Source organism: Shewanella hanedai (assembly GCF_007197645.1).
Lineage (GTDB): Bacteria > Pseudomonadota > Gammaproteobacteria > Enterobacterales > Shewanellaceae > Shewanella > Shewanella hanedai.
Genome location: NZ_VKGK01000031.1, coordinates 1 through 26,243 on the forward strand (window position 1 = coordinate 1; position 26,243 = coordinate 26,243).

Here is a 26,243-nt window from a genome sequence, read left to right on the forward strand (position 1 = left end):
TTTGCCTTGAGTAACCTTAGCAATCACATCAACAGTAAGTTGGGATTGAGAATCCATAATGATCATCCTTAGTAACCTCTAAAAGCTCACAGTGGCAATCAGAGAACTACTAAAAGTTAGATCCGTCAATTTCCCTTGGTAATTATTAAAAACGACAAAGTCGCTTGGTAGTTAAGGTACGACAAAGTCCCTTGGTGATCACATTTAGGTTCTTCGAGTAGCTAACTCATTTTTGGACAAAAATTCGTTAGATCTAAAGCTCTGGAAATGACAATTACCCATTAGATAAAGTATGGAAAGCCGAGATGTGGCAACGCCTTACTAAAACTCGGCTAACTGCCACGAAATCCAAGCAAAGCCACCGTAATCACTATACCCAATCAAGCCAAAAGCGCCAAAGGTTAGCTGTCGCTCTTAATCCATTTGTTAGGCTAAGAATTTGAAGCACATACCAAAATAGATGTTAATAGTTCTGTGAATTTAACATTCAATTTTAAATACTCAACAAATAAACTAGCCAGAACACTAATCAGAAATGAGCTAAATAATGTTAAGCCAATAGAAAACAAGGGGTATTTCTTAATAAAAGTTTCAACTCTCGACAAGAGTGGCTTACGGATCTTTTTAAGTTCCTTCTCCAAGCCTGAAACAAACCCTTCAGGTATGTTTTTTCCATTGATGAACGACTTACACTCATTACAAATACATGGACTCTCAGTGTTGTAGATGATATCAAATTTGTCCCCATTCATATCGAATAGACACCCTCTTGTATCAACATGAACAATATTGTAGGCCTCCTCACTACATACAGAATCAAGAGCAAAACTAAGTGCTACAACTTCATAAATATTCTTAATAATAAAGTTTTCTAGCGAGATGCTGTTATTCAGTAAAAGTTGGTCGACACCAGATATAGATAAGCACACTGCATTAGGGTTCAATCTATGTAGATAAAAGCCATCATCATACCGATAGTTCATAATAGCAAATGTAATATCGTTATTTTTTGGTGAACCAACCATACTACTGACTTCTTTGACAGAGTACTCTACATCCAAAAAACCATCATTTTTTTTTGCCTCAGGTAGCTTTTCTTTAGATTCAATACCAACGACTTCAAAATACTTGGACTTAAGCCCAAGTAACTTCTTTTTGTCTATTTCATGTCTAGGATGACCAAGAAATAGCAGTTTAATTCTAACCTTTTCCAACTTTATACCTTATTGTTAAATGAATGCTTTTAGCCTGACATTCGTATAGTGCGCATGCGCGTATATTTGGCAAAAAGCGCATTTAATAAATCTGTTTTCAAGCCCTACCAAAGTAAAGCTATTGATTTATAAGCACTCTACCAGAGTCGTACTAAATAAACGAGAACGAAAATTTGCAAAGTGAGCATTGATATTAATGTGTTATCGAATGTAATCAGTAACGTCATTTATCGATTAGTAAAAGTAGGTCTACTGGCTTGTTACCTAATCTGTGCAGCTTATCGCCTGAAACTGATAAAGGGGCAGAAATCAGTTTCAAATCCCAACAAGTAAAGCTAAATCGAAGAGATAGATGAACAGGTGTAGATGCGGCAGTGACCGTCCGTGACATGGCCGTTCTATGACATCCATGTCATTACGGCATTTGTGAATCCATTCACATCAGACGTCACGGCCGAGGCTATAGGGATATACTGGTGTCGTGTCACTGAAGTAGCTGCACATACCTCGCTGGAGGCGATAAGCAGCAATGAAGATACAAGATTCAACAACACACCCAACACCAATTCAGATAAAAGTTAACACATAGAAAATGTAATCAGCCTTCATTCGAAGGTTAGCTAACTTTGCGGCAGAAATTAGTCAGAAATTCGGATATTAAGTTACTGACGAAGCCAAATCGCAGAGATACTATTCTTGTAAATCAGCAAGTGAAGGTGCGGCTGCGAGCTTCCAAAACAAGGTGAGGTATCGCGTAGTGATACTCTTCGAGCGAGAGGCTGGGATGCCGAACTGGCACTTTAACAGGGAAGCTATTTGTTTTGGTAGAGACCACATGGCAGAAAATGTTCCAGACATTTTTCTGCATTTCCTCCATCCCTGGAGGTCAGACGTGCTTGCGGCGTTTCGTAGAACCTTCTCTAAGAAATAGTGCACATCCCCCGCTGGGAAGCGATAAATATCAATGAAGGTATGGTCTTAAATAACCTAACCAATACCAAATCAGCCAAATGCACCAGATCAGAAAAAGTAATCAAGCTTCATTTGAAGCTAGCTGATTCTGTGGTGCAGACTTTGTTATCAGTGAATATTATTCTTGTCTATAGATACCTTGCAGACTTTTTATCATGACTCCAATAATGGCAACGACAATCGGAACACCTGCGATACTCGTCAGCACTGAAAAAAGGGCTGGGACACTCTTTACAAACTCCATGGGGAAACCTTAGCTCATTAAATACCAAGGGATAAGATTGCATGCCGAACAGTTTTAGAGTTTGATTTTGCTCACAAAAATATTTTCTTAAAGTATTGTTAATCTAAGCGAGGTAAAAAGTTAATCTAAATCTCCACAATACGAGCCAACACGGCTTAATTGAAGGTTAGGTAACTTTAGGCTGAAACGAGTTACAGCATTTTACCAAGTAAAGCTAACCCGAAGAGATAGATGAACAGAAGCATCTGCACAAAATCTCACCGCAGGTGATAGATAACGATGAAGGTATGGTTTACAGAAATACCGCCCAAAAATAATAAACTTAAAATTAAGAAAATGTCATCAGCCTTCATTCGAAGGCCAAAAAACCTGTTATGGGGAGGAACTGTTAATCCAGTAACAACGCCAAAGCGGGTTGCTTATTGCCTGGAAAGACGCGGTACGCTTTATGATGCTTAATCAAGCTGGACTTCTTATCGCCCTGGCTCACTAATAAACCATGTTTGGCGGCTGCTTGTGCCAATAACTGCTCATCAGCGCGCACGTACAGGGTGATCGATTTAATGATTTTGTGCTCTTTGATGCGTCCTTGATACTGTTCAGCCGAGATTATCAAGCTGTTGCGTCCATCACTGGCTAATTTAAGCTTAGTGTCGACTTCGGCATCTAGAATCACCAGCCAGTCATTTTGCTCGAGTTCGGTCAGCATTGCTTGTAGGGCATCACCTAAGTGTTTTGAGCTCACTACAGCACTGTATTGCGTATTGATCCGTTTAAACATTAATGGCAGCTGAGCACCAGCGCCCATGCTTCTTGCAATGCTGATCCAGTGAGTCAGATCATCTGCGACTAATTTTGCAAAACGGCGCTCTTTTAATGCTTGAACCATCCAACTGCATAGAAAGTGACTTTCAGCTGTGGTTGTATTAATTGCACTGGTATTAGCTGATCTCTGTTCGAGCGCAGCAAGCCCTGCTTGTACGAGTTCCAAAAGGGCTTGATTATAGGTTTGCTCTGTCATTGAGTTTCTATTCAGTTCTATTCTGTTCTATGAAAGTGGGGATTATAACCTACATAGGAACTAAACTCGCTGCCGTTTCTATTAATTTTGCCGCGGGTCGCACTCTAAAGTTAGGGTTCACATATTGAAAGTGGATAAGTCCTTTTGCATCACTGATATAGATAGCGGGTACAGGTAAAACCAAGCGTTTATCACCTTCTGGCGTGACCTTGAGTAGGTTATCGAGCTTTAACTTAGCTAAGTAACGCTTGGTGGTTTTTTCACTGGTGTAGTAAGCGAGGCCAAAGGCTTGCATGGCATTAAGATCGGTGTCAGACAATAGAGTGTAGGAGAGGTCTTGATCTATCATTGAGGCTTTTAGTTTTTCAGGGCTGTCTGGGGAGATCCCGATAAGCTGAAACCCCATCTCTATTAACTTTGGCTCTATCTCTTTTAATTGACCCATTTGTGAATTACAAAATGGACACCAACCGCCACGATAGAAGAAAATAATACTGGGTTTCCCATCGGTTAAGGTTAATAGATCGACCGTCTCACCAGCGAGGGTTTTCACCTGAGCAGAGGGTAAGGTTTGGCCATTCATTAACGGCATAACATTGAGTTCATCGCTGGCAATGGGCTTAGCGACAGCATGGAAAGAGAGGCTGGTTAAACATAACAGTAGTACGGTCAGTGTTTTGGTGAACATCTTGGTTTGCTTCCTAATGAAATTGATATGCTGAACAGACCGAGGAAGCTAAGATTTTGTTGCAGTGATTTACGCTTGAGAGCTAAATCTTAAAAAGCACATACAAAAATGCCGCTCATGTGGGAGCGGCATTAATCTAATTAAGTTTGTATAAGCTTATTTAGATTTCTTAATCTTAGCGTTAGATGAGTTTTTCACTTTTACGCGGCGACCTTGCATGTTGCGTTCAGCGACAACTTGCTCAGATACGTTATCTTGACGGTGCTGTTTCTTGGCAAAACTACGACGAGTCTGTAGTTGCTTAATCAATAGCTCACGGCTGCCCACTTCATAGCCAGGGATGGTGATACGAGGTAACTTTTTACCGATAAGCTTTTCGATATCGGCTAAGGTACGTTCCTCTTCACGGCTGACTAAAGAAATCGCAACACCTGATTTACCAGCGCGGCCAGTACGACCAATACGGTGAACATAATCTTCAGCTAGGAATGGTAGGTCGTAGTTAACTACATATTCTAAATCTTGAATATCCAGACCACGAGCCGCCACTTCAGTTGCGACTAATACGCGTACTTTACCCTCTTTAAACTCACGTAATGCACGACGACGGTTACCTTGAGCTTTTTCGCCATGGACAACTGATGAAGTGATTCCATCTAAGTTTAACTCTTTGACAAGCTTGTCTGCTGCATCACGCGTTGCTGTAAAGACCAGTACTTGCTTCCAGTTTTTCTTACCGATCAACTCTGAAACTAGTTCACGCTTACGACGTTGTTCTACCGGATAAACCACTTGGCTGACAGTATCTGCGGTAGTGTTTTGCTTATCAACGCAGATGAGCTTAGGTTTAACTAATAAGTCATTAGCTAACTTTTTAACCGATGAAGAGAATGTGGCCGAGAACAACATCTTCTGGCTGCTCTTATTCACCGATTGCAGTATCTTTTGGATATCGGCAATAAAGCCCATGTCTAGCATACGGTCAGCTTCATCTAATACGAGAAAGTCGACGTTTGACAGGTTCAAGTTACACGCTTGGATGTGCTCGAGTAAACGACCTGGTGTCGCGACAATAATGTCCGCGCCACGTTTAATTTTTTGTGCTTGAGTTTCAAGTTTTACACCACCGTAGATGGTTAAAACAGACACTTCTAAATACTTACAGTAATCATTGATATTGTCAGCAATTTGGCTTGCTAGCTCACGAGTCGGAGTCAATATCAGCGCGCGAGTGTTAGAACGTTGAGTCTCACTCGGCTTATCTATCATTCTCTGTAAAATAGGCAACGCAAATGCGGCTGTTTTCCCCGTACCTGTTTGGGCACTGGCTAGCACATCTTGGCCACGACGAATGGTAGGGATCGCTTCTTGTTGAACTGGCGTCATTTTCTGATAACCACATTCAGAGATAGCGCGCAAAATCTCGGGAGCAAAACTAAAAGATTCAAATCTCATCTTGGGTTTCCTGTAATAAACCAATTCATACGCCAGCGAATTTTGTCTGGAGTTACTGAAAATGCCATCAAAATGGCGGTGGCGGAGTATAGCAAGTTTACAACGCGTTTAACAGCAATGCCTGAATGACGTTATTCCTAGGATTTGTGGGCTTAGCGACCTTGAGAAGGCCGCTTTTTATGTTGTTATTTTAAATAGCTTTAGTGGCGCTTTTCAACCACGCCAATTCATCACCTTGCATTAATGGTGATAGGTTGGTCCAAACGAGTTGGTGATAATCGTTAAACCAGATTATTTCCGCATCGGTGAGCAGGCTCTTTTCAATAAGGCGAGAGTCCATTGGGATCATCGTGAGCGCGTCAAATTCAAATATCTCCCGCTCAATACCAGCCAGTGCTTCACACGGGCGAACATAGACTAAGTTTTCCAGACGAATACCAAACTCATTAGCACGGTAATAACCGGGTTCGTTAGAGAGCACCATGCCGGGGAGAAGCGCGACATCATTGCTGTTTTTGGCGATACGCTGCGGTCCTTCATGCACACTCAAGAAGTGACCCACACCATGACCTGTTCCGTGGTCGTAATCAAACCCATGTTGCCAGAGGTACTGACGAGCAAAGCCGTCCAATTGTTGCCCCGTGGTGCCGCGAGGAAAACGTGCCTGATCCAATGCAATGTGACCTTTTAAGACCAAGGTGACCATCTTCTTTTGTTCATCACTGACCTGTCCGATGGCGATAGTGCGCGTCACATCTGTGGTGCCATCAAGATACTGAGCCCCTGAATCCACCAAGTAGATGCTGTTATTGGTCATTAATGCTGGGATACCATTATTGTGGTTGTAATGACACATGGCGGCATTACCGCCTACGGCTGAGATCGTATCGAAACTGGGCTCGCGGTACTGCGGATCGCTTAAACGGAATGTCTCCAGTTTATCGGACAGTTGGCCTTCATCATAAAAATTACCCGCTGCGACTTCTGCATCAAGCCAAGCAAGAAAGCGTGTAACAGCTGCACCATCGCGGATATGACAGGCTTTGATGCCAGCAAGTTCACTGGGGTTTTTCTGCGCTTTGGTTAACGATACCGGATCGAAACCGGCAATTAAGCTGGCACCTGCTTGCTCGGCGGTAAGCTGTGACCAAGCGTTGGCAGAATTTGGATCGGCGAGTAGTTTAACGCCTGAGAGCTCATTCAATGCCGACTGTAGCTCAGATTCGGCTCTGAAGCTGACTCCCTCTCCTACATGAGCTGCGATGCCAGCTGGCAGTTTATCCAGCTGAGTGAATAGCACCATGTCTCCGTTTGCATGAAGCAGGGCTGAGCCTAAAATCACTGGCAGACGAGGCACATCATTGCCACGAATATTCAATAACCAGCAGAAGGAGTCGAGAGCGGCAATAAGGGCCATATCTGCGCCTGATTTCGCTACAATTTTACCTATCTCAAGGCGTTTTTGTTGACTGGTTTTTCCTGCACTTTTAGCATCAAATAAGATAGCGGGTGCGTTTGATATGGCAGGTCTGTTTTGCCAATTGAGGTCAATTGGATTCTCTTCAACCGCCACAAGCTGCATGGAGGATTTGGTGAGCTCTGATAGTGCTTTTTTCTGCCAACTAAGAGGATGTAAACGTGGGTCATAACCGATACGGGCATCAGCCGTTAAGGTGTCGGTTAACCATTGAATTTGTGGCGTGTCGGTCAGGTTAAGATATTGAAACAACTCGCCATCGACCTGTAGTTTTACTTGCACGGTGTAACGACCATCAACAAAAATAACGGCGCTGTCTTTTAGCACAATAACCATGCCAGCAGAACCGGTGAAGTTGCTTATCCACTGCAGACGCTCATTGCGCTCAGGTACGTATTCACCTAAATATTCATCGGCGCGAGGGATGATAAAAGCGTCGAGGTTCTCTTTTGCCATTTCACTGCGTACTGCATCAAGGCGTGAGGCTATCGTTGGTGTCATAGAGGCTCCGGTTATGATTGATGAACTGGTTATGAGACGCTCATCACTGTTTTTCGTTATAGGATTGCGGCCGATTATCGCAGTTCAAATCAGGTGAGGGAAGTTAGCGCTTGATGATTTTTAGCCGTGTACTGACGAGATGTGTAAACTTTGAAACATTTTACTTGTTATTAATTAGTACATTTTTGTTTGAATCAATTAGATTAGAGTGAATGATAAATTGGGCTTAACGGGAGTGTTAAATGCCATTTAATGTGTGGATTTTGACCTTAGCTCAAGCTTTTGCAATGAGCGCAGCACCGATGATGATGCTGCTCGGAGGCATTATTGGTATTGAATTAGCGCCAGAACCCGGTTTGGCGACACTGCCGATTACTGCAATGGTGATAGGAGTGGCGATATCGGTATTGCCAGTGACGCAATTGATGCGTCGCTTTGGTCGTAAACCTATCTTCATCTCAGGTTCAGTGCTGGCAGCTATTGCGGGGCTTATTGCAGCTTATGCCACCTACGACAGTAACTTTACGCTTTTTTGCATCAGTGGTGTATTGCTTGGTACAGGCGGAGCCGTCGTGCAGCAATATCGTTTTGCAGCCATGGAAGCGGTGGAGCCAGCATTAGGTGCCAAGGCGGCATCTCGAGTTTTGCTCGGTGGTTTAGTGGCAGCATTTCTAGGGCCTGAACTGGCGGTTTTGGGGAGTGAGATTATCGACGTTCCCTATGTGGGCGCTTTTGTTTTTCTCACTTTTATCTGCACATTAGCGGCGATCACCCTGTGTTTTTATCGTGAACCCGCCAAGTTGAGCCACGCTCAAACGGATATAACCCACAATGATGTGCGAACGTTTGGGGCCATTTTGAGCCAACCTAAGATCTGGGTTGCCATTGCTGGCGGAATCATTGGTTTTGCCATGATGAGCTTTGTGATGACTGCCACGCCTTTGCATATGCATCATAATGAACATTACTCATTGGCGGATACTAAGTGGGTTATTCAGAGCCATATTATTGCGATGTACCTTCCCTCTCTTTTTACCGGTTACTTTGTGGCCAAATGGGGAGTCACCAAAATGATGCTTGTCGGCCTTGGCGCTTATCTGGTAACCATCGTTGTCGCGCTCATGGGCAGTGAGTTGTTGAATTATTGGAGCGCTTTGGTACTGCTAGGGCTAGGGTGGAATCTATTGTTTGTGGGTGGCACAGTGTTGCTACCTCAATGTTACCGTGAAGGAGAGGGCTTTAAGGTACAGGCGTTGAATGACACCTTAGTGTTTGGATCTCAAGCGCTGGCTTCTCTCAGCGCTGGTTGGGTTATTCATCAATTAGGTTGGCAGTTGCTGCTCAATATCTGCTTGCCTTTCATCGCATTACAACTTTTGTTGATGGCGTGGTGGCGATACGCTAAAAGCAACTCAAATGCCTTGGATGTGAGTTAACACGTGAGCTTGCTGGGTGATGAAAAAACTATTCACTGACACTTTGTATATTTTATGCTAAAAAGAGATTCTGATTTTATGACTGGTCAGCAAGGTCATAGACAAATAGCGACAAAGTCAGGAACTACGTAGCGTTTTCCTGATATAAAAAATATAAAAGGGTAAGCAGATGACCTTAGGTGTAGGCGGTTCAACCGCAGAGCAAGAGCTAGCAAAATTAACCGACATGACTCAAGGCACAGGGCCTATCAGTCATGAAGAATTTACCGGGCGTATTGAAAAAGCCCAAGCATTAATGATTGCTCAGGGAATTGAAGCTATCTACGTTAATGCGGGAACCAACTTATACTACTACACTGGCACACGCTGGTATGCCAGTGAGCGTATGGTGGGTGCCATTATTCCTGCAAAGGGTGAGCTTGAATATATCGCACCAGCATTTGAAGTGGACACGCTGCTAGGCTTTATGGTCATCGAAGGCAAGGTGAACACTTGGCAGGAAGATGAAAGTCCTTATGCTTTATTTGGTGATGTATTAGCACAGATGGGCATTGATAGCGGCAAAGTGGGCATCGATGAATCTGCTGCCTTCTTTATCTTTGATGGCGTGCGTCAAGCCCACAGCCAGTTTGATTATGTGAATGCTAAATCAGTCACAGCAAGGTGTCGTATGATCAAGTCTGCTACAGAACTTAGCCTGCTTCAGCGTGCGAAAGACATGACGTTAGAAGTGCACAAAGCCGTTGCTCGTATTCTGTGTGAAGGGATCACTGTCGGTGAAGTTGAGGCCTTTATTAATGAGGCTCACAAACGCGTAGGCGCACCTGCTGGTTCGTACTTTTGTATCGTCCTCTTTGGTGAAGACAGTGCCTATCCTCATGGGGTTAAATCACCTAAAGTACTGGATTTAAATGATACAGTGCTTATCGATACAGGTTGTCAGTTACAGGGCTATAACTCTGATATTACCCGTACATTTGTATTTGGTACTCCAAGTCCTCGCCAGCGTGAGTTGTGGCAATATGAGCAAGATGCGCAAATTGCCGCATTTGATGCCGCTAAAATTGGTGCCACTTGCGCCAGTGTAGACAGAGCTGCGCGTGACGTACTTGAAGCGGCAGGTTTTGGTCCAGGTTATAACGTACCAGGTTTACCTCATCGCACCGGTCATGGTATAGGTTTAGATATCCATGAATGGCCCTATTTAGTGCTTAATGATCAAACCCCACTTGCGGCAGGCATGTGTTTTAGTAACGAACCCATGCTATGCGTTCCTGGCGAATTTGGTGTACGTCATGAAGATCACTTTTACATGACTGACACCGGCCCAGTTTGGTTCACTAAGCCCGCTCACTCAATCGATGATCCGTTCGGTTACGAAGCGTAAAAAGTCAATATTTTTCATGGTTAAAGGCATCCAAATTTAGTGGATGCCTTTCCTGTTTTTCATGCAAATTAAATAAACTCCTTTTCTTCATTAAAACTCACCTCTAGCAATAAACAGTAAAATAATCACATTTTAAGTTATAAAAATCAGTAATTTAAAATATGTTAAATTATTGTGTTGCATATCAAGTCAAATTAAGTCTATTCTAAATAGCAGATGACAGCGTTGTCATCTAGCGCAGTAACTTACATATGTACAAAGGCAAACCAACTGAAAGGTTGGGACGCAAAGCTTCCGGTCTAAGGGGATAGTTTTGAGAAGGTCGCATTCTCAAAATAGTATTGTTCCTATGATAGCGGGGATGTTACAGGAAGTTTCTTCATGTGGTATTTGACGACACTAAGAACCGAAAAGGTCACGTCTCAGATGCTCATGGTATTAAGAATGGGTTTCACTCCTGTTCATGCTTTGCTTGCCTTATTGATAATTTATAAAAATAAAAGCAATAAGGACACCCTATGATTAACACTAAACTCTCTCTGGCAGCGCTTATCGTCACCAGTACTCTTTCCACATCAGCTTATGCTGCAACGCCAGGGAAGCCGACCATAGGTTGGGGCGAAACTAAGTTTTCCATTATAGAAGTAAACCAAGCTGCCACGGCTTATAACCAACTTGTGACAATTAAAGACGCCGCAGAAGTGTCTGTAAATTGGAACTTATGGAGTGGTGAGCTAGGTGACACTGCAAAGGTACTATTTGACGGCGTTGAGGTCTGGTCGGGCACTTCAACGGCGTCAGGTTCTGCCACATTTAATATCAGCCAAGGTGGTCGCTACCAGATGCAAGTGGCGTTATGTAATGCCGATGGTTGTACGTTAAGTGATGGGAAAGAGATCCTCGTTGCCGATACTGATGGCAGTCACCTATTACCGCTAGATACCCAATTTGGTGAGAATAATAGGCCTTATATCAATAAGTCAGGCAAGGTGGTTGGGAGTTATTTTGTTGAGTGGGGTGTTTACGGACGTAAGTTCCCTGTGGATAAGATGCCAACTAAAAATTTGACTCATATCCTCTATGGCTTCACGCCAATCTGTGGTGGTGATGGCATCAATGACAGCTTAAAAGAGATTGAAGGTAGCTTCCAAGCATTGCAGCGCGCCTGTAGTGGACGGGAAGATTTTAAGGTGGCGATTCATGATCCATGGGCGGCAGTGCAGATGCCTCAAAGTGGAGTGAGTGAGCATTCAGATCCCTACAAGGGCAACTTTGGTCAATTGATGGCGCTTAAGCAAGCGCAACCAGATTTGAAGATCTTACCCTCTGTAGGTGGCTGGACTCTGTCGGACCCTTTCTATTTTTTCGATGATGATGTGAAGCGTGCTCGTTTCGTTGCCTCGGTTAAAGAGTTCCTGCAAACCTGGAAGTTCTTTGACGGTGTCGATATTGATTGGGAGTTCCCTGGTGGTAACGGCGCGAATCCGAACTTAGGCAATCCTGAGACAGACGGTGAAACCTATGTGCTCTTGATGAAAGATCTTCGTGCCATGTTAGATACGCTGAGTGCTGAGACAGGTAAAACCTATGAGCTTACATCAGCGATCAGTGCTGGTGCAGATAAGATAGCCATGGTGGATTATCAAGCAGCGCAACAGTACATGGATAACATCTTTTTGATGAGTTATGACTTCTACGGTGCATGGTCAAACACTGACTTGAACCACCAGACTGCACTTTATGCTGCTAGTTGGAAGCCTGATACTAAGAATACCACTCAAATCGGCGTGAATGCATTGTTAGCACAAGGTGTGACGCCTGAGAAAATCGTCATCGGTGCTGCCATGTATGGTCGTGGCTGGACTGGCGTTAGCGGTTACCAAGGTGGCAATCCGTTTACAGGCACAGCAACAGGTAAAGTGAAAGGGACCTGGGAAGATGGTGTGGTTGATTACCGTCAGATAGCCAATGAGTACATGTCGGGTGAATGGCAGTATGAGTATGATGAAGTTGCTGAAGCACCTTACGTCTTTAAGCCATCAACAGGGGATTTAATCACGTTTGATAATGCGCGTTCTGTCATTGCTAAAGGTCAGTATGTTACGGCTAATCAGCTTGGTGGCCTGTTTGCTTGGGAGATTGATGCCGATAATGGTGACATCCTCAATGCTATGCATGAAGGCTTAGGTCATGGAGAGGGCACAACGCCGCCAGTGAATAAGGCGCCGATTGCCAATGCAGGCAGTGCTCAGAATGTCACCGGTCCAAGTGAAGTCGTGCTTGATGGCGGTTTGTCTCGAGATCCAGAAAACCAAGGGCTGACTTACGCTTGGACGCAAACATCGGGTCCTGCTGTGACACTTGTGAATGCTGACATGGCGCAAGCAAGTTTAAGTCTCAATGCAACCGATACTGATGTTGCTTATAGTTTCTCGCTAACGGTGACAGATCCAGAAGGCTTATCAGCAACAGCTACCACATCGGTAACCAACATGGCGCCACAAGCTAACCGAGCACCGCAAGTCTCACTCGACTCTGCAGTCACCGTAGACTCTGCTCAGCAGGTCAGTATTGCAGCGACAGCCAGTGATGCCGATGGCGATAGCTTAACCTATAGCTGGACAGTACCTGTTGGGTTAACGGCAACGGGTCAATCTAGTGATTCCCTTGTGGTGACAGCACCTGCAGTGACTGAAGATACAACTTATAGCTTAAGTGTATTAGTGTCCGATGGTGCCCTTGATGCATCGGCTCAAACCGTGTTGACCGTCAAAGCTCCCACAAATGGTGGTTGTGAGACAAGCGACCCAGATGCAGGAAATCATCCTGCTTGGGATAACGCCGTTACCTACAATGGTGGTGAGATTGTGAGCCATAACTGCTTGGTCTGGAAAGCTAAATATTGGACTAAAGGTAATGAGCCGACAGTAACGGCTGATCAGTGGACACTGCAAAGTAATGTTGAGATGGGGTGGAATGCAGGTGTTGCCTATAACGGCGGCGAGCAAACCACTCACAATGGACGTACTTGGCAGGCTAAGTGGTGGACAAAAGGTGAAGAGCCTGGTGTTGCCTCAGTCTGGAATGACCTTGGTGCCAACTAAGTTTCCATCGTTTAGTCATAGTTAGGCCATCGTTTTTCACTGTTCTTGATAACGATACTTTATGAGGGAGAAACTATTCTCCCTCATCTTTTCCCATTAAAGATTATTGAATAGAGCATGTTAAAGACTGCAATTTTCACTTTGTAGTCACTAGCTGTGGGATTTAATCAGATAGTGTTATACGCCTTGGTTTACAAAAAACGCGCCATGAAGGCGCGTTAATGTATTTCTGTAGAGAGGCTTTAACGATTAATCGATGCTGATTAATTCGACATCAAAAATTAGTACTGAGCCACCCACTATTTTACCTGTACTGCGATTACCGTAAGCTAACGTGCTTGGAATATAGAAGCGGACTTTATCACCAGCAGTCATTAGCTGAACCCCTTCAGTCCAACCTTTAATGACGCGATTTAGTGGGAAGGCAATTGGCTCACCACGATCAACTGAACTGTCAAAAACCGTGCCGTCGATGAGAGTGCCGTGGTAATGCACTGTCACTGTATCGCTAGCTTTAGGATGTACGGTGCCATCGCCTTTGGTTAAGACCTTATATTGCAATCCAGATAGAGTTTCAATCACCCCTTCCTTGTCTACGTTTTCAGCTAAAAACTTTGCGCCGATTTCAATGTTTTCCTGCGAGGCTTTTTGATTATTCATACTGGTAAAAAAGTAAAAAATTACACCTGCGATAACCACTACGGCCAAAATCATTTTCATTTTTGATGTTCATCTTAGTTGAGAGTGAGCCCTATCATAACGAATCAGCAAGAGAGGGTATAGGATTGGAATAACCATGACCTCAATTACTGGACGTTACTTATAGATTAATCTGTGACAAGAATGTTTGTCCGGAAGGCGATAGAACCCAAATTAAAGCTGCAATGTTAAAGGCAATAGTGCACCAGAGTGTGATCCTAAAGCTGACTTTTTGTGATTTGTGTCGTAACCAGTTTTGTGCAATTAGGGCTCCTGGCCATCCTCCACACAATGACATGATTTGCAGGGTACTTTCTTTAGTACGCCATTTACCTTGTCGCGCTGCCGACTTGTCCATGGCGTAGGCGATAAGGGTAATGACGCTCATCAACAGATATATTAAGGGAAAGAGTATAGGCAATCGCTGCTGGTTGACTGCTACCGCTAGAATGATAAGTAAACAGAGAATTAGAAATCCCCTTAATTTGCCATTGCTTGAGCTTTTTGAACTGGTTTTTGGGGTCTTGTCACCGAATATACTGACTTGGTTGGCAGATTCACGTCCCTGTTTATCTTTTGCTAGTGTGAAAGTGAGAGTCTCGTTAATTTGTGGTCGTCTCTGGGAATGAGTAAACGATTTTATATGGACAAAGACCTTAGTTTGCTGGCCAATCGGTTTGATAAAACCAAAGCCTTTGTCGTCATCCCACTGGACAAGTTTTCCTTTAAATTTCATCGCTAATTTAACTTTTTACTTTAGATTTCTCTAGTTTATCAGATTCGTTAATTCCTTGGGGGCATCATGCTATCGAGGGGATTTCTGAAGAGGAGCTACTCATTACTCTGAAAGTGATCACTAAGCTAATAGGGCATTTTGAACCCCATTAGCTTATCGTATCCGGCACTAGCCAGTGCCGGAATATCTGTAGGTTTAATGATTTTTGCAATTCATTGTTCAATCTTCCTTTCGCTACAAGCTGCTACTCATTATTGACTTGAGCGATGGGGGCTGAGGCTTTCGGGCTTGCGAGTTTACGCCACAGTTTCTCCAATGGTCCTTGATTAAAATACGTAAGGTACACACTGGCTAGGATTACTTGAAAGAGGGAAAAACTCAGGGCTATCATCATGTATCCAGGTCTATCTAGCGTTTGCATTAACGACGGATCGATATGCCTGAATAAAATGACGCCACAAATGGATTGAAAAATATAGAGACTAAAAGCCAGCTTTCCGACGTTCTGCAGTGGTTTCAATATTGCTGCACGATTCTGGCAAATCTTCACCACAATATGAATGTAGATAAGTGCCATAGGGATGGCGCTTGCGATGACTAAGACTTCAGAAAACGAGGCTAAATACACACTCGATGAGAATATGAATAGGTTATCTAAACTGGATAAAAACAGGGTTGCCACAGCAAATAAGATTAACTGCTTATTACTAAAGCCATGGATAAATATCCCTTTTCGGTATAGATACACGCCAAGTAACATGAGACCTGAGATAAGCCACATCAATGTAAGCGGAGTCATGAAAGCCATGGTGGCAAATATCATGAGTTGCATAAATAGTTGTTCCGAGTAGGGGCCACTCCAAATGAGGTATTGTTCCTCGAAAGCCTCTGATCCTCGTATTATTGCTGGCTCGGGTGAAAAAAGGCTCAGTGCGGTAAAAATAACAAATCCGATAATCATAAATAGAACGGACTTTTTTATGAGCATGGTGTTATCGAGTCTAATGTAACAGAGGCTTAAAAATCCGCTCAGACCATAGGCAAAAAGTATGTCACCTGACCAGATAAAAATGCCGTGTATCACACCAAAAAATATCAGCCAGCTTAATCTGGATTTGATCAACACTAACGGGTTTTTATTCTCTTTTGAAAACCGATCAAACTGAATCGCCAGCCCCACACCGAATAACATCGAAAACAGGCTGATAAATCGGGCTTCAAGGAAAAAGTTACTGAACATTTCAACGAGAATATCTCCCATGGGAGATATCTCATGTTTCGCATAGCCATCGTAGTTGTTACCCATATAGAAGATATTTAAAAAGAATATCCCCAAAAGTGCTAACCCACGTATGGCATCTATATTCGCATTTCGATGTGGTGCAATATCTACTTTATCTGGTGTGAGATGTTCCATTTCTATTCTTTCCAGTCCCTTTATTAGCAGAAAAGAATATCACCATTTGTTGTTAGCTGTTAACTGTTACCTTTGAGGCTTTTCTGAAATCCATAGCTTTATCTCACCTTTCACTACAACGATCCCATTTGAGTCATATGCGGTAACAGGAACCATGAGATCGCCTGGCACCCATTGTTCAGGATTAACCTGAGCGACACAGCGAATGTCACTGCCTGCCTTAGCGGTATAATCTAAATTCATTCCTTTGGGGATCCAGCGCAGATGATGGGGAATAGAGGCTTCTGCCATGACACCCATCGCCATCTCTAGCCCATTACAGATGGCGATGACATGCACGGTTTTAATGTGGTTATGCACGGCATGACGTTTTTTAATTAAACATTCACAGCGATGGGGCCTAAGCTCAGTAATTAGTGGTTTGATGGTACCGAAATAGGGCGCCATACGTGCCACCATGACTGAAAAGATTTTATTGCCAAAAGGTAAACGGGTGACCTTGTTATACAAAGCCATTACCTTAGTCGGTTTTTGTGTTGTCATCGCGATATAGCCTGATTATTGTTATTCTGGTCGGATGAGTTAGGTTATCTGAATAACAAGCGATTAACAATATCTGTTTGTATCGCCCCCTATCTCAATTTTGTATTCCAAAGTGGCGATATTATGGTTTTGTGTAAATTATTTTAAAAAATGAAGCAAAGTTCATTTTCACTTGTCTACCGATGAACCGTATAATCAGTTTTTTGTTATTTTAATTATTTTTCATATTAAGGATATAAATTGAATTACCTGTTTACCTATTTAAAGGGCATGGCGATGGGCGCCGCCGATGTAGTACCTGGTGTCTCTGGTGGAACCATCGCGTTTATAACAGGTATTTTAGATACCCTATTAGAAAGCATTCGAAGGATTAACCCTAAGCTAATATCCGTGGTGAGAGAACAGGGAATAAAGAAGGCATTTGAGTATATTAATGGCCCCTTTCTTGTTTGTGTGTTCGGCGGGATATTAACCAGTATTTTCTCTTTTTCAAAGCTCATCACCTATCTATTGGCCACTCATCCCATTCCCGTTTGGTCCTTCTTTTTTGGGCTTATTCTTATCTCTGTCATTCATATGCTTAAGCAAGTGAAAGGCTTTTCGTTTGTGCGACTTGTTTTGTTTGCAGTCGGTGCTGCGTTTGCTTGGGGTATCACCATGTTAAGTCCGATCTCTCTTGAGATGACTTATCTGAACATTTTCTTAGGCGGCAGCATCGCGATTTGTGCCATGTTATTACCGGGCATTTCAGGCAGTTTTATTCTGTTACTGTTAGGGCTTTATCCTCCCGTATTAGCGGCGGCTAAAAACTTCGATATTACTATTCTGGCAATTTTTGCATCTGGCTGTGTGTTTGGTTTGCTAACTTTCAGCCATCTATTATCAGCTTTACTTCGTAAATTCCACGATGCCACATTGATCTTTTTAACCGGCTTGATGCTGGGTACATTAGGTAAAATATGGCCATGGAAAGAGGTCGTCAGCTGGCGAGTTAACTCATCTGGTGAACAAGTGCCTCATCTTGAACAGAATCTATCTCCGATGCAGTTTGAACACATTACCAGCCAACCCGCTCACATTGCTTGGGCTGTGACGGCATTAATCTGTGGTATATTGCTCGTCTGGGGATTGGAGAAATTTGCAGCACGCAGTGGTATGGAAACAGACAAGCCACTTGAAGATGAAAAGAGTAAAGGTTAACTAATGAATTTGAATAAAGTACTACTTCTTACCGGACTTTTAGGTATTTCTGCTTGTGCAACATCCGTGTATGACAACGAGACCACTGATGAAAGAGTTCAACAGCAAGCCCAAGAAGATATGCGAGACCCTATGATTGAAAATAATGAGCGACTCATTAAAGAGGGAAGAGAAGATGAGTGGAAGAAAGACATTAGGAAAAACAACTAAATAAATTTCATTAAAGGTGGCTCAGGCCACCTTTAATTTTTATCTAGGTATTATTTCAACCCGCCTGACGGCTGTTATCCACTAGCTTCTTATCATAATACTCGAAGGGGAATACGTTGCGAATTCTCTGGGTAATATCATCACTGACATTCGCAGAAACATGCAGTCGAACCGATCCTGATTTTTCACATTTTACTGAACAAGTCAGTTTTTCTGCTTTAGCGATGGTGCGGCACTCTTTTTGAAACTTCTCTGGAATTTTGCCTTTATGGGAATCTAAACGGCCATTTTTGAAATGCATTTCAAAAATAGTGAGTCCCTTTTTTCCACTAAATATAAGTTTATAAACGAGAAATAATCCAATAAGAACAAAAATTACTTTGAGTACATCTGAATTCATACAGGTGTCCTTTAAATAGGCTATGAACTAAAGATACTCTTAGCATCGGTATTTTCATAGTAGATTCGATCACGTTTATACGAATCATAGTAATAGTCTGATTAAATAAAAAAACCGCCTTATGGCGGTTTTTTAGTTCTTGGATGAACTTAGAAAGCGTAGCTTATCGAACCAAGCACGGTTCCTTCGGTGTTATATAAGTCATCTTTAACCTGATTAGCGTCACTTATGTCGGTGTCTAGCCAAGCAAGTGATAAACCAATACCGGATACTTCGGTAGAGACACCAATTGAGTAGTCTGAATAGCTATCGAAACCCTCACCGTCATCAATACCATCACCGAAGTTATAGCCATAATGTAAGTCTAGGCTCCAGTTTTCATAGAACTCATAAGAGTAGTTCGCTTCAGTGTAATGTAGATCCAGATCGCTGCCGCCGTAATCATTGGTGTACCAGTAGGCGAAACGGAAGCCTTTTACATCGATTCCTGCTGACACTTCTAAATAATCTAAGTCACTGTCGCCAGGATAGTTGTAGCGATAAAGGGTAATGTCATAACTTAAATCATCATTGAGCTCGCCGTAATAACCCAGATACAGATCAAGCTCAATATTAGGACCATTATAATCCGGCTCATCAAAATCGACATTACTTGCCCAAGCTCCAGCGAAGAAGCCATTATCATGGCTCCAATCTATGCCTGCTTGTAATGCAACATCACCCGCGGTTTGTGATACACCACGAAAGCGATAGTCATTGGTAACACTTACCTCGCCAGATACTTCGGCAGAGGCAATCGGTGAGATTAGCGCTGTAGCTAAAGCTAGGCCGGTAATCTGGGCAATCCGTTTTTTATTAAATTTTTTATACACGGTCATTTCTCCATTTTACTTTATTGTTATGACCCGCTGTCACAGGGGCCAATGCTTACCAAACTACAGCGACAATGCTGAGACCTCATGGTGTATCATGAAACTTAAGTTTCAATTCGTTAAATTCGTTAAATTCGTTATTTGATTCTTTTAATATGCTTAGTTGTTAGTTTCAAACATGACGTAGATTTTTTTACACTCTTCAACCACTTCCCACGTACCAGTAAACCCTGCAGGGATAACGAAACGGCTTCCCTTGCTTACCGTCATGGTTCTGCCTGAATCGTCGGTAATGATGCTACTGCCTGCTAAGATTTCGCAGTACTCACTTTCGGTATAGCTGACTTTCCAGCAACCTTTTTCACTTTGCCAGCTACCACTGTGGAATTGATTACACGGACTGGAGAAGTGATTTTCTACCGTCTGGGCCGGGTTACCCGATATGCGTTTTTCACTCTCTAGATGATAATGTTCAACATCAGCGTCATTGGTCGAGAAATTAACAATATTTTCAATATTCAAACTCTTATGCCTCTACTTCACGGTTTCTTGATTGAATAACACAACAATGCGCAGGCAAGCTGCGCATTGAAAAGGGGTGATTACTTCATCGTCGGCATGACAAATTCAGCTTTCGCGTCATTGGATTTAGGCCAGCGAGCTGTGATTGCTTTACGTTTTGTGTAAAAACGAACACCGTCGGGTCCGTGCATATGCAGCGGGCCAAAGAGCGAGCGTTTCCAGCCACCAAAGCTGTGAAATGCCATCGGAACAGGAATAGGCACATTAACCCCGACCATGCCGACTTGAACGTGGTGACAAAAATGTCTCGCAGCTTCACCGCTTTGGGTAAAGATTGCCGTGCCGTTACCAAACTCATGCTCATTAATTAAGGCTAAAGCCTCGGCATAATCCTTGACTCGCACGATGGCGAGCACTGGGCCGAAGATCTCCTCTTTATAGATGGTCATCTCGGGGGTGACATTGTCGAACAAGCATCCTCCGAGGAAGTAACCCTGTTCGTGATCGGCCACACTGAGCTGGCGACCATCGGCCAATAAACTGGCTCCTTCAGCCACACCGGTGTCGACATAACTGTTTACTTTGGCAAGGTGTTGAGCTGAGATGAGTGGGCCCATATCCATCTCGGGTGTGACCCCGTTACCGACGCGCAGTGCTGCAATTTGTGGCAAAAGTTTCTCGACTAAGGCATCGCCTGAATCACCCACCGCCAGTACAACTGATATGGCCATGCAGCGCTCACCAGCAGAGCCAAATGCCGCGCCCATTAACGCGCCAACGGCTTGATCTATGTCAGCATCTGGCATCAATAGCATGTGGTTTTTCGCCCCGCCTAAGGCTTGTACTCGCTTGCCATGTTTTGATGCGGTTTCATAGATGTATTCAGCAATGGGCGTTGAACCTACAAAGCTAACCGCCTGAATATCTTTGTGACTTAATAAGGTGTCGACGGCTTCTTTATCCCCGTTGATCACATTAAATACGCCATCTGGCAGGCCTGCTTCGGTGAGTAGTTCGGCTAAGCGCATCACTGAGCTTGGGTCTTTTTCTGATGGTTTCATGATAAAGGTGTTACCGGCTGCGATAGCGATAGGGAACATCCACATGGGCACCATCACAGGAAAGTTAAACGGAGAGATCCCCGCCACAACCCCTAACGATTGATTGACACACCAAGCATCGACGCCACCGCCGACCTGTTCTGTGTGTTCGCCTTTTAATAGGTGGGGAATGCCACAGGCAAATTCGACCACTTCGAGTCCACGGATTATTTCGCCCTTAGCATCGTCAAGTACTTTACCGTGCTCGCGGGTGATGAGCTCAGCGAGTTCATCGATATTGTGTTCAACTAAGGCTTTAAACTTAAACAACACGCGTGAGCGGTTAAGAGGTGAAACCTGCGACCAGCTGGTATGGGCTTTTTTCGCGAGTTCGATCACACCAGCCACTTCTGCTGCACTAGCCAAGGACACACTGGCTTTTTGTTCTCCGGTTGCAGGCTCAAAAACGGGTCCTGAACGTTCACTGATTTCGCTATGAGCGCCATTAATGTAGTGGTTGATCTGTTGCATAATCTAAATCCTATAATCATAGTTTTCTCACCCCTAACTAAGGCCGGGAGTGAGCTTGGTACACTGGGTTTATTAATCGTTAACCGACGGCTCTTATGGCATCGCTTAAGGTATTTACGATTTGATCTATCTCTTGTTTGCTGACGATAAGCGGCGGAGAGATAGCGATAATATCGGCGGTGGCCCGCACTAAGGTTCCCTTGTCAAAACAGGTTTCAAAGATACCAAAGCCTCGCTTGCCGACACCTTTCTCACTAGGGGAGAACTGGATACCGCCGACTAAACCAATATTGCGTATGTCGATAATATTGGGCAGACCTTTAAGGCTATGAATCGCATCTTCGAAGTAACCTTCGAGCTCCTTGCTTCGCTCAAAGAGCTTCTCGTTCTCATAGATATTCAAACTGGCGATAGCGGCTGCAGCTGCAACGGGGTGGCCGGAATAGGTGTAACCGTGAAACAGCTCTATACCTTCAGGGCCTTGCATACAGGCATCGTAAATATCATCATCAATCAACACTGCTCCCATCGGGATTGCGCCGTTGTTTAATGCTTTTGCCGTTGTGATCATATCCGGTGTTACGTCCCAGCGTTGACTGGCAAAAGCGTCGCCAACACGACCAAATCCGGTGATCACTTCATCAAAAATTAATAAGATGCCATGTTTCTTGGTGATCGCTCGTAGACGTTTAAGGTAACCTTCTGGCGGCAATATCACGCCTGCTGAACCTGACATAGGCTCAACAATCACCGCAGCAATATTCTCTGCGCCGTGCAGAGCCACAAGCTGCTCAAGCACATCCGCTTTTTCTGCACCCGTTTTAGGCATGCCGCGAGTAAAGGCATTATTTTGCATGTCTAACGTGTGGGGGAGGTGATCGACACCGGGCAAGAGTTGTTGACTGAAGGTTTTACGATTGCCACCTATTCCGCCGACAGAGATCCCGCCGAAACCGACTCCGTGGTAACCCAGTTCGCGGCCGATAAAGCGAGTGCGGGTCGCCTCACCATTTGCTCTGTGGTAATTAATGGCGATCTTCAGCGCGCTGTCGACAGACTCTGAGCCAGAGTTAGTAAAGAAGACCTTATTTAACCCTTGTGGGCTAATGTTGGCTAAGCGTTCGGCAAGTTCGAAAGCGAGAGGGTGGCCCATTTGAAATGAGGGAGCATAATCCATCTTATTTATTTGACGGCTAACAGCTTCGGAAATCTCTTTACGTCCATGTCCCGCATTACAACACCAAAGCCCAGCAGTTCCATCGAGGATGGCACGACCAGATGTGTCTTTGTAATACATACCTTCAGCTTCTGCGAGCATTCTTGGGTTCGCTTTGAATTGTCTATTGGCAGTAAAAGGCATCCAATAGTTTTCAAGAGTCTGCGTGTCGTTATGCTTATATGTTGGAATGTCTGTCATATCATCTACCCTGATCTAGTTTAAACGTTGTTATAATGAGCGATTGATATTTGCTACTCTATGTTAGATATAATGAACATGAAAGCTTTTTGTAGAAAAAAATGTACTAAATTGAACGTTTTTGTAAAATATATTGAAACTTGTGTTGAAAATGAGTCTGCATACAGCGTAATCTTGAGGCTTATCCACTCGCGCCTATTGCATTCATCATGAGTTAAATGCCCTAGGCTGAAACCGAGTTAATCACCCGTTAAGAGGTCATCATGAGTACACCGACAAATCGCGAACAATGGCAAAACTTAGCCGACACGTTAATCACCCAAGGTGAAATAAAGGCTGATGCATTTATTGAAGGGGAGTATCAAGCTTCTTTATCTGGTGAGAGATTTGATTGTGTAAGCCCAATTGATGGCCGCGTACTTTGCCAAGTGGCCAGTTGCGATCTTGAAGATGCGAATATTGCAGTAAAGAGTGCACGTGCTGCATTCGACTCAGGTGTCTGGTCTGAGCTTTCACCGGTTAAGCGTAAAGGGATAATGATACGCTTTGCCGATCTGCTTGAAGCGAATAAAGACGAATTAGCACTACTTGAAACCTTAGATATGGGTAAGCCTATTCGTTATTCTGGCGCTGTTGATGTGGTGGGGGCTGCCCGCTCTATTCGTTGGTCCGGTGAAGCAATCGATAAAATATACGATGAAATTGCACCAACGGCACATAATGAGATTGGCATGATCACCCGTGAACCTGTTGGCGTGGTGGCTGCTATTGTGCCTTGGAACTTTCCGATCTTAATGGCCTGCTGGAAATTGGGTCCTGCCTTAGCGACGGGTAATAGTGTCATCTTAAAGCCATCTGAAAAATCGCCGTTAACGGCGATCCGTATGGCACAAATCGCCATCGAAGCAGGCATTCCTAAAGGGGTGTTGAATGTGTTACCCGGATTTGGTCACACTGTAGGTAAGGCGTTGGCGCTGCATATGGATGTTGATACCTTGGTATTTACCGGTTCAACTAAGATAGCCAAGCAGTTGATGATCTATGCTGGCGAGTCGAACATGAAGCGTGTGTGGTTAGAAGCAGGCGGTAAGAGCCCTAACATCGTGTTTAATGATGCGCCCGATCTTCAAAAAGCGGCTGAAGCTGCTGCGGCGGCTATCGCTTTCAACCAAGGAGAGGTCTGTACTGCAGGTTCTCGTCTGTTAGTTGAGGCTGGTGTTAAAGATGAACTGCTGGGACTTATCGCCAAAGAGATGCAGGCTTGGAAGCCCGGTCATCCGCTGGATCCTGCCACTACATGTGGCGCAGTTGTCGACAAGCAGCAGTTAGATAATGTGCTGAAATATATTCGAGTTGGTATCGCCGAAGGTGCTGAGCTGGTGCATGGTGGTAATCAAGTTCTGACGGAAAGTGGCGGTATGTATGTTGAGCCGACTATTTTCTCAAATGTTGAGAATAAGATGACTATCGCCAAAGAGGAGATCTTTGGCCCAGTGCTCTCGGTGATCACGTTCGATGGAATGGATGAAGCGATCAGCATTGGTAACGACAGCATTTACGGTTTAGCGGCAGGTGTATGGACCTCAAATATCAGTAAAGCTCACAAGACAGCGAAAGCATTGCGGAGCGGGATGGTATGGATTAATCATTATGATGGCGGTGATATGACAGCGCCCTTCGGTGGTTATAAGCAGTCAGGTAATGGCCGTGATAAGTCACTGCATGCCTTCGATAAATACACTGAAATTAAAGCAACTTGGATAGCATTGGATTAGAGGTAAAGTTTCTAAGGACCTAGGATCTACTGTAATGTCAGCTATTAGGTGTATCCATATGTAAAAAGCCCCATCGCATTAGCGTCGGGGCTTTTTCTGTATATAGCGGTCTTGTCTATTACTTATGTTCTGGATTGAACTTGTCCATTACCACGGCGCAGACGGCGTCGCCCGTGATGTTCAATGAGGTTCTGATCATGTCGAAGATTCTGTCCAGAGCGAATAACAGTGGTAAGCCATCAATCGGAATACCCGCAGCCAGTAATACGGCAACTACTAAGAAAGAGGGACCTGGAACACCTGCTTGACCAATGGCACCTAAGGTTGAGGTGAAGATGATAGCGGCATAAGCGGTCATCGTTAGGTCAACTTGGAACATTTGGGCAAAAAACATGGCGACTAGACCGTAATAGATAGCATTACCCGTCATGTTAATGGTTGCACCTAGTGGCAGCACGAAGGCCGAGGTGGCTTTAGAAACATTCAACTCCTGCTCACAGGTTTCCATCGTGATAGGCAATGTGGCCATCGATGACGCTGTAGACATGGCCATGGCCTGAGGTTTTTTCATTGCCGAGATAAACTTGAGCACAGGCACGTTTGATAAAAACTTCACGACTAGCGGGAAGAAGATAAAGGCGTAGATTAGAATTGAGGCGACAAATACGATGAAGAGTTTGATAACGACTTCGAGCGCTTGGAAACCGAATGTACCAACAGACTCAGCCATCAAACCAAATACACCAATTGGGGCAATGATCATCACCTTGTTTATCATCCAAATGAAGGCCTCTACAATGGTGTTTAGTCCTTGAATGATTGGCTTCGCGCCGTCACCTTTGACCTTGGTCAGTGCAATACCTAAGAAGATACAGAAGACTAAAATTTGCAGGATATTACCAGAGGTCAATGATTCGAACACATTGGTCGGGATCATGCCGATTAAGGTATCCATGGCACCCGGCAGTGCGCCTTGTTCAGCTGTCACTTGTGGAAACGCTGCACCGTGGCTACTAAAATCGACTCCTGCACCAGGTTTGAAAATATTACCCATGACCAGCGCTAACGTAACGGCTAGTGCTGAGGTGGCGATAAAGAAGCCAAATGTGCCGATGCCGATTTTTCCCGCTGATGGACTGTTACCCAAACTTGCAGCACCGGCAATAATGGATACGGCCACTAAGGGGATCACTAGCATCTTAATTAGATGGATAAATAGGGTACCTAAGGGAGCAAATATCGCAGCACCTTCTCCCATTAATAGACCGACCACACCGCCAATGATCATGGCTATAATCACTTGTAGGCCGATATTGCCCATTAACTTTTTAGCTTGAATTCCCACACTTACCTCGATACTGCATTGCTAGCAATTTGATATT

At 44.0% G+C, this 26,243-nt stretch carries 22 protein-coding genes and 1 riboswitch; of the genes, 6 read left to right on the forward strand and 16 right to left on the reverse strand.

Annotated elements, in window-relative coordinates:
- Positions 1-431: 431 nt before the first annotated feature.
- The 6 genes from FN961_RS20015 to FN961_RS20035 form a co-directional block, all read right to left on the reverse strand.
- Complete coding sequence (locus FN961_RS20015) at positions 432-1,214, reverse strand: hypothetical protein (RefSeq protein ID WP_144041943.1); 783 nt, start codon at positions 1,212-1,214, stop codon at positions 432-434.
- A 1,090-nt stretch (positions 1,215-2,304) separates the two neighbouring features.
- Complete coding sequence (locus FN961_RS26215) at positions 2,305-2,430, reverse strand: hypothetical protein (RefSeq protein ID WP_268241160.1); 126 nt, start codon at positions 2,428-2,430, stop codon at positions 2,305-2,307.
- A gap of 388 nt (positions 2,431-2,818) precedes the next feature.
- Positions 2,819-3,451 (reverse strand): DUF2913 family protein, encoded by a 633-nt coding sequence (locus FN961_RS20020; protein WP_144041944.1) that lies wholly within the window; start codon positions 3,449-3,451, stop codon positions 2,819-2,821.
- 49 nt (positions 3,452-3,500) lie between these two features.
- Complete coding sequence (locus FN961_RS20025) at positions 3,501-4,139, reverse strand: peroxiredoxin-like family protein (protein WP_144041945.1); 639 nt, start codon at positions 4,137-4,139, stop codon at positions 3,501-3,503.
- Between the two features lie 156 nt (positions 4,140-4,295).
- A complete protein-coding gene (locus FN961_RS20030; RefSeq protein WP_144041946.1) occupies positions 4,296-5,594 on the reverse strand; it encodes a DEAD/DEAH box helicase in 1,299 nt (432 codons plus the stop codon).
- A gap of 190 nt (positions 5,595-5,784) precedes the next feature.
- Entirely contained in the window at positions 5,785-7,572 is a 1,788-nt protein-coding gene (locus FN961_RS20035) for an aminopeptidase P family protein (protein ID WP_144041947.1), read from the reverse strand.
- A 242-nt stretch (positions 7,573-7,814) separates the two neighbouring features.
- On the opposite strand from FN961_RS20035, the gene FN961_RS20040 reads away from it, so the two are divergent.
- The 3 genes from FN961_RS20040 to FN961_RS20050 all read left to right on the forward strand — a co-directional run bounded on the left by FN961_RS20040 (position 7,815) and on the right by FN961_RS20050 (position 13,499).
- Positions 7,815-9,008 (forward strand): MFS transporter, encoded by a 1,194-nt coding sequence (locus tag FN961_RS20040; protein WP_144041948.1) that lies wholly within the window; start codon positions 7,815-7,817, stop codon positions 9,006-9,008.
- A gap of 169 nt (positions 9,009-9,177) precedes the next feature.
- A complete protein-coding gene (locus tag FN961_RS20045) occupies positions 9,178-10,395 on the forward strand; it encodes a M24 family metallopeptidase (protein ID WP_144041949.1) in 1,218 nt (405 codons plus the stop codon).
- A gap of 250 nt (positions 10,396-10,645) precedes the next feature.
- Positions 10,646-10,764, forward strand: a riboswitch (cyclic di-GMP riboswitch).
- A gap of 149 nt (positions 10,765-10,913) precedes the next feature.
- Positions 10,914-13,499, forward strand: coding sequence for a glycosyl hydrolase family 18 protein (locus FN961_RS20050; RefSeq protein WP_144041950.1), 2,586 nt, complete (start codon positions 10,914-10,916; stop codon positions 13,497-13,499).
- Positions 13,500-13,748: 249 nt separating this feature from the next.
- On the opposite strand, the gene bamJ is transcribed toward FN961_RS20050, so the two are convergent.
- The 4 genes from bamJ to FN961_RS20075 form a co-directional block, all read right to left on the reverse strand.
- Entirely contained in the window at positions 13,749-14,219 is a 471-nt protein-coding gene (gene bamJ / locus FN961_RS20055) for a BamJ family beta-barrel-assembly machinery protein (RefSeq protein WP_144041951.1), read from the reverse strand.
- A gap of 100 nt (positions 14,220-14,319) precedes the next feature.
- On the reverse strand, positions 14,320-14,934 hold the full coding sequence (locus tag FN961_RS20060) for a DUF1294 domain-containing protein (protein WP_144041952.1): 615 nt from the start codon (positions 14,932-14,934) through the stop codon (positions 14,320-14,322).
- Positions 14,935-15,178: 244 nt separating this feature from the next.
- Entirely contained in the window at positions 15,179-16,351 is a 1,173-nt protein-coding gene (locus FN961_RS20070) for a DUF418 domain-containing protein (RefSeq protein WP_144041953.1), read from the reverse strand.
- A 66-nt stretch (positions 16,352-16,417) separates the two neighbouring features.
- A complete protein-coding gene (locus FN961_RS20075; protein ID WP_144041954.1) occupies positions 16,418-16,894 on the reverse strand; it encodes a hotdog fold domain-containing protein in 477 nt (158 codons plus the stop codon).
- Between the two features lie 240 nt (positions 16,895-17,134).
- On the opposite strand from FN961_RS20075, the gene FN961_RS20080 reads away from it, so the two are divergent.
- Positions 17,135-18,094, forward strand: coding sequence for a polyprenyl-phosphate transporter (locus tag FN961_RS20080; RefSeq protein WP_144041955.1), 960 nt, complete (start codon positions 17,135-17,137; stop codon positions 18,092-18,094).
- Positions 18,095-18,097: 3 nt separating this feature from the next.
- Positions 18,098-18,304, forward strand: coding sequence for a hypothetical protein (locus FN961_RS20085; protein WP_144041956.1), 207 nt, complete (start codon positions 18,098-18,100; stop codon positions 18,302-18,304).
- Between the two features lie 55 nt (positions 18,305-18,359).
- Here the strand turns inward: FN961_RS20085 and FN961_RS20090 are convergent, their stop codons facing one another.
- The 5 genes from FN961_RS20090 to aptA all read right to left on the reverse strand — a co-directional run bounded on the left by FN961_RS20090 (position 18,360) and on the right by aptA (position 23,086).
- Entirely contained in the window at positions 18,360-18,704 is a 345-nt protein-coding gene (locus tag FN961_RS20090; RefSeq protein WP_144041957.1) for a DUF3634 family protein, read from the reverse strand.
- A gap of 149 nt (positions 18,705-18,853) precedes the next feature.
- Positions 18,854-19,576, reverse strand: a complete 723-nt coding sequence (locus tag FN961_RS20095; RefSeq protein ID WP_144041958.1) for a TorF family putative porin — start codon at positions 19,574-19,576, stop codon at positions 18,854-18,856.
- Positions 19,577-19,735: 159 nt separating this feature from the next.
- On the reverse strand, positions 19,736-20,098 hold the full coding sequence (locus FN961_RS20100) for a cupin domain-containing protein (RefSeq protein ID WP_144041959.1): 363 nt from the start codon (positions 20,096-20,098) through the stop codon (positions 19,736-19,738).
- A gap of 80 nt (positions 20,099-20,178) precedes the next feature.
- Positions 20,179-21,669, reverse strand: a complete 1,491-nt coding sequence (locus FN961_RS20105) for a CoA-acylating methylmalonate-semialdehyde dehydrogenase (protein WP_144041960.1) — start codon at positions 21,667-21,669, stop codon at positions 20,179-20,181.
- Between the two features lie 79 nt (positions 21,670-21,748).
- Entirely contained in the window at positions 21,749-23,086 is a 1,338-nt protein-coding gene (aptA, locus tag FN961_RS20110; RefSeq protein WP_144041961.1) for an omega-aminotransferase AptA, read from the reverse strand.
- Between the two features lie 263 nt (positions 23,087-23,349).
- Between aptA and FN961_RS20115 the strand changes: the two genes are divergently transcribed.
- Positions 23,350-24,861, forward strand: a complete 1,512-nt coding sequence (locus tag FN961_RS20115; RefSeq protein ID WP_144041962.1) for an aldehyde dehydrogenase — start codon at positions 23,350-23,352, stop codon at positions 24,859-24,861.
- Positions 24,862-24,979: 118 nt separating this feature from the next.
- Here the strand turns inward: FN961_RS20115 and FN961_RS20120 are convergent, their stop codons facing one another.
- Positions 24,980-26,182, reverse strand: a complete 1,203-nt coding sequence (locus FN961_RS20120; RefSeq protein ID WP_373293452.1) for a dicarboxylate/amino acid:cation symporter — start codon at positions 26,180-26,182, stop codon at positions 24,980-24,982.
- Positions 26,183-26,243: the final 61 nt, after the last annotated feature.

Coding starts and splice junctions, on each gene's coding strand:
- FN961_RS20050 (WP_144041950.1), top strand. CDS start 10,914: ATGATTAACACTAAACTCTCTCTGGCAGCGCTTATCGTCACCAGTACT.
- FN961_RS20090 (WP_144041957.1), bottom strand. CDS start 18,704: ATGAATTCAGATGTACTCAAAGTAATTTTTGTTCTTATTGGATTATTT.
- FN961_RS20025 (WP_144041945.1), bottom strand. CDS start 4,139: ATGTTCACCAAAACACTGACCGTACTACTGTTATGTTTAACCAGCCTC.
- FN961_RS20115 (WP_144041962.1), top strand. CDS start 23,350: ATGAGTACACCGACAAATCGCGAACAATGGCAAAACTTAGCCGACACG.
- FN961_RS20075 (WP_144041954.1), bottom strand. CDS start 16,894: ATGACAACACAAAAACCGACTAAGGTAATGGCTTTGTATAACAAGGTC.
- bamJ (WP_144041951.1), bottom strand. CDS start 14,219: ATGAAAATGATTTTGGCCGTAGTGGTTATCGCAGGTGTAATTTTTTAC.
- FN961_RS20040 (WP_144041948.1), top strand. CDS start 7,815: ATGCCATTTAATGTGTGGATTTTGACCTTAGCTCAAGCTTTTGCAATG.
- FN961_RS20030 (WP_144041946.1), bottom strand. CDS start 5,594: ATGAGATTTGAATCTTTTAGTTTTGCTCCCGAGATTTTGCGCGCTATC.
- FN961_RS20070 (WP_144041953.1), bottom strand. CDS start 16,351: ATGGAACATCTCACACCAGATAAAGTAGATATTGCACCACATCGAAAT.
- FN961_RS20060 (WP_144041952.1), bottom strand. CDS start 14,934: ATGAAATTTAAAGGAAAACTTGTCCAGTGGGATGACGACAAAGGCTTT.
- FN961_RS26215 (WP_268241160.1), bottom strand. CDS start 2,430: ATGGAGTTTGTAAAGAGTGTCCCAGCCCTTTTTTCAGTGCTGACGAGT.
- FN961_RS20035 (WP_144041947.1), bottom strand. CDS start 7,572: ATGACACCAACGATAGCCTCACGCCTTGATGCAGTACGCAGTGAAATG.
- FN961_RS20085 (WP_144041956.1), top strand. CDS start 18,098: ATGAATTTGAATAAAGTACTACTTCTTACCGGACTTTTAGGTATTTCT.
- FN961_RS20020 (WP_144041944.1), bottom strand. CDS start 3,451: ATGACAGAGCAAACCTATAATCAAGCCCTTTTGGAACTCGTACAAGCA.
- aptA (WP_144041961.1), bottom strand. CDS start 23,086: ATGACAGACATTCCAACATATAAGCATAACGACACGCAGACTCTTGAA.
- FN961_RS20105 (WP_144041960.1), bottom strand. CDS start 21,669: ATGCAACAGATCAACCACTACATTAATGGCGCTCATAGCGAAATCAGT.
- FN961_RS20045 (WP_144041949.1), top strand. CDS start 9,178: ATGACCTTAGGTGTAGGCGGTTCAACCGCAGAGCAAGAGCTAGCAAAA.
- FN961_RS20120 (WP_373293452.1), bottom strand. CDS start 26,182: ATGGGCAATATCGGCCTACAAGTGATTATAGCCATGATCATTGGCGGT.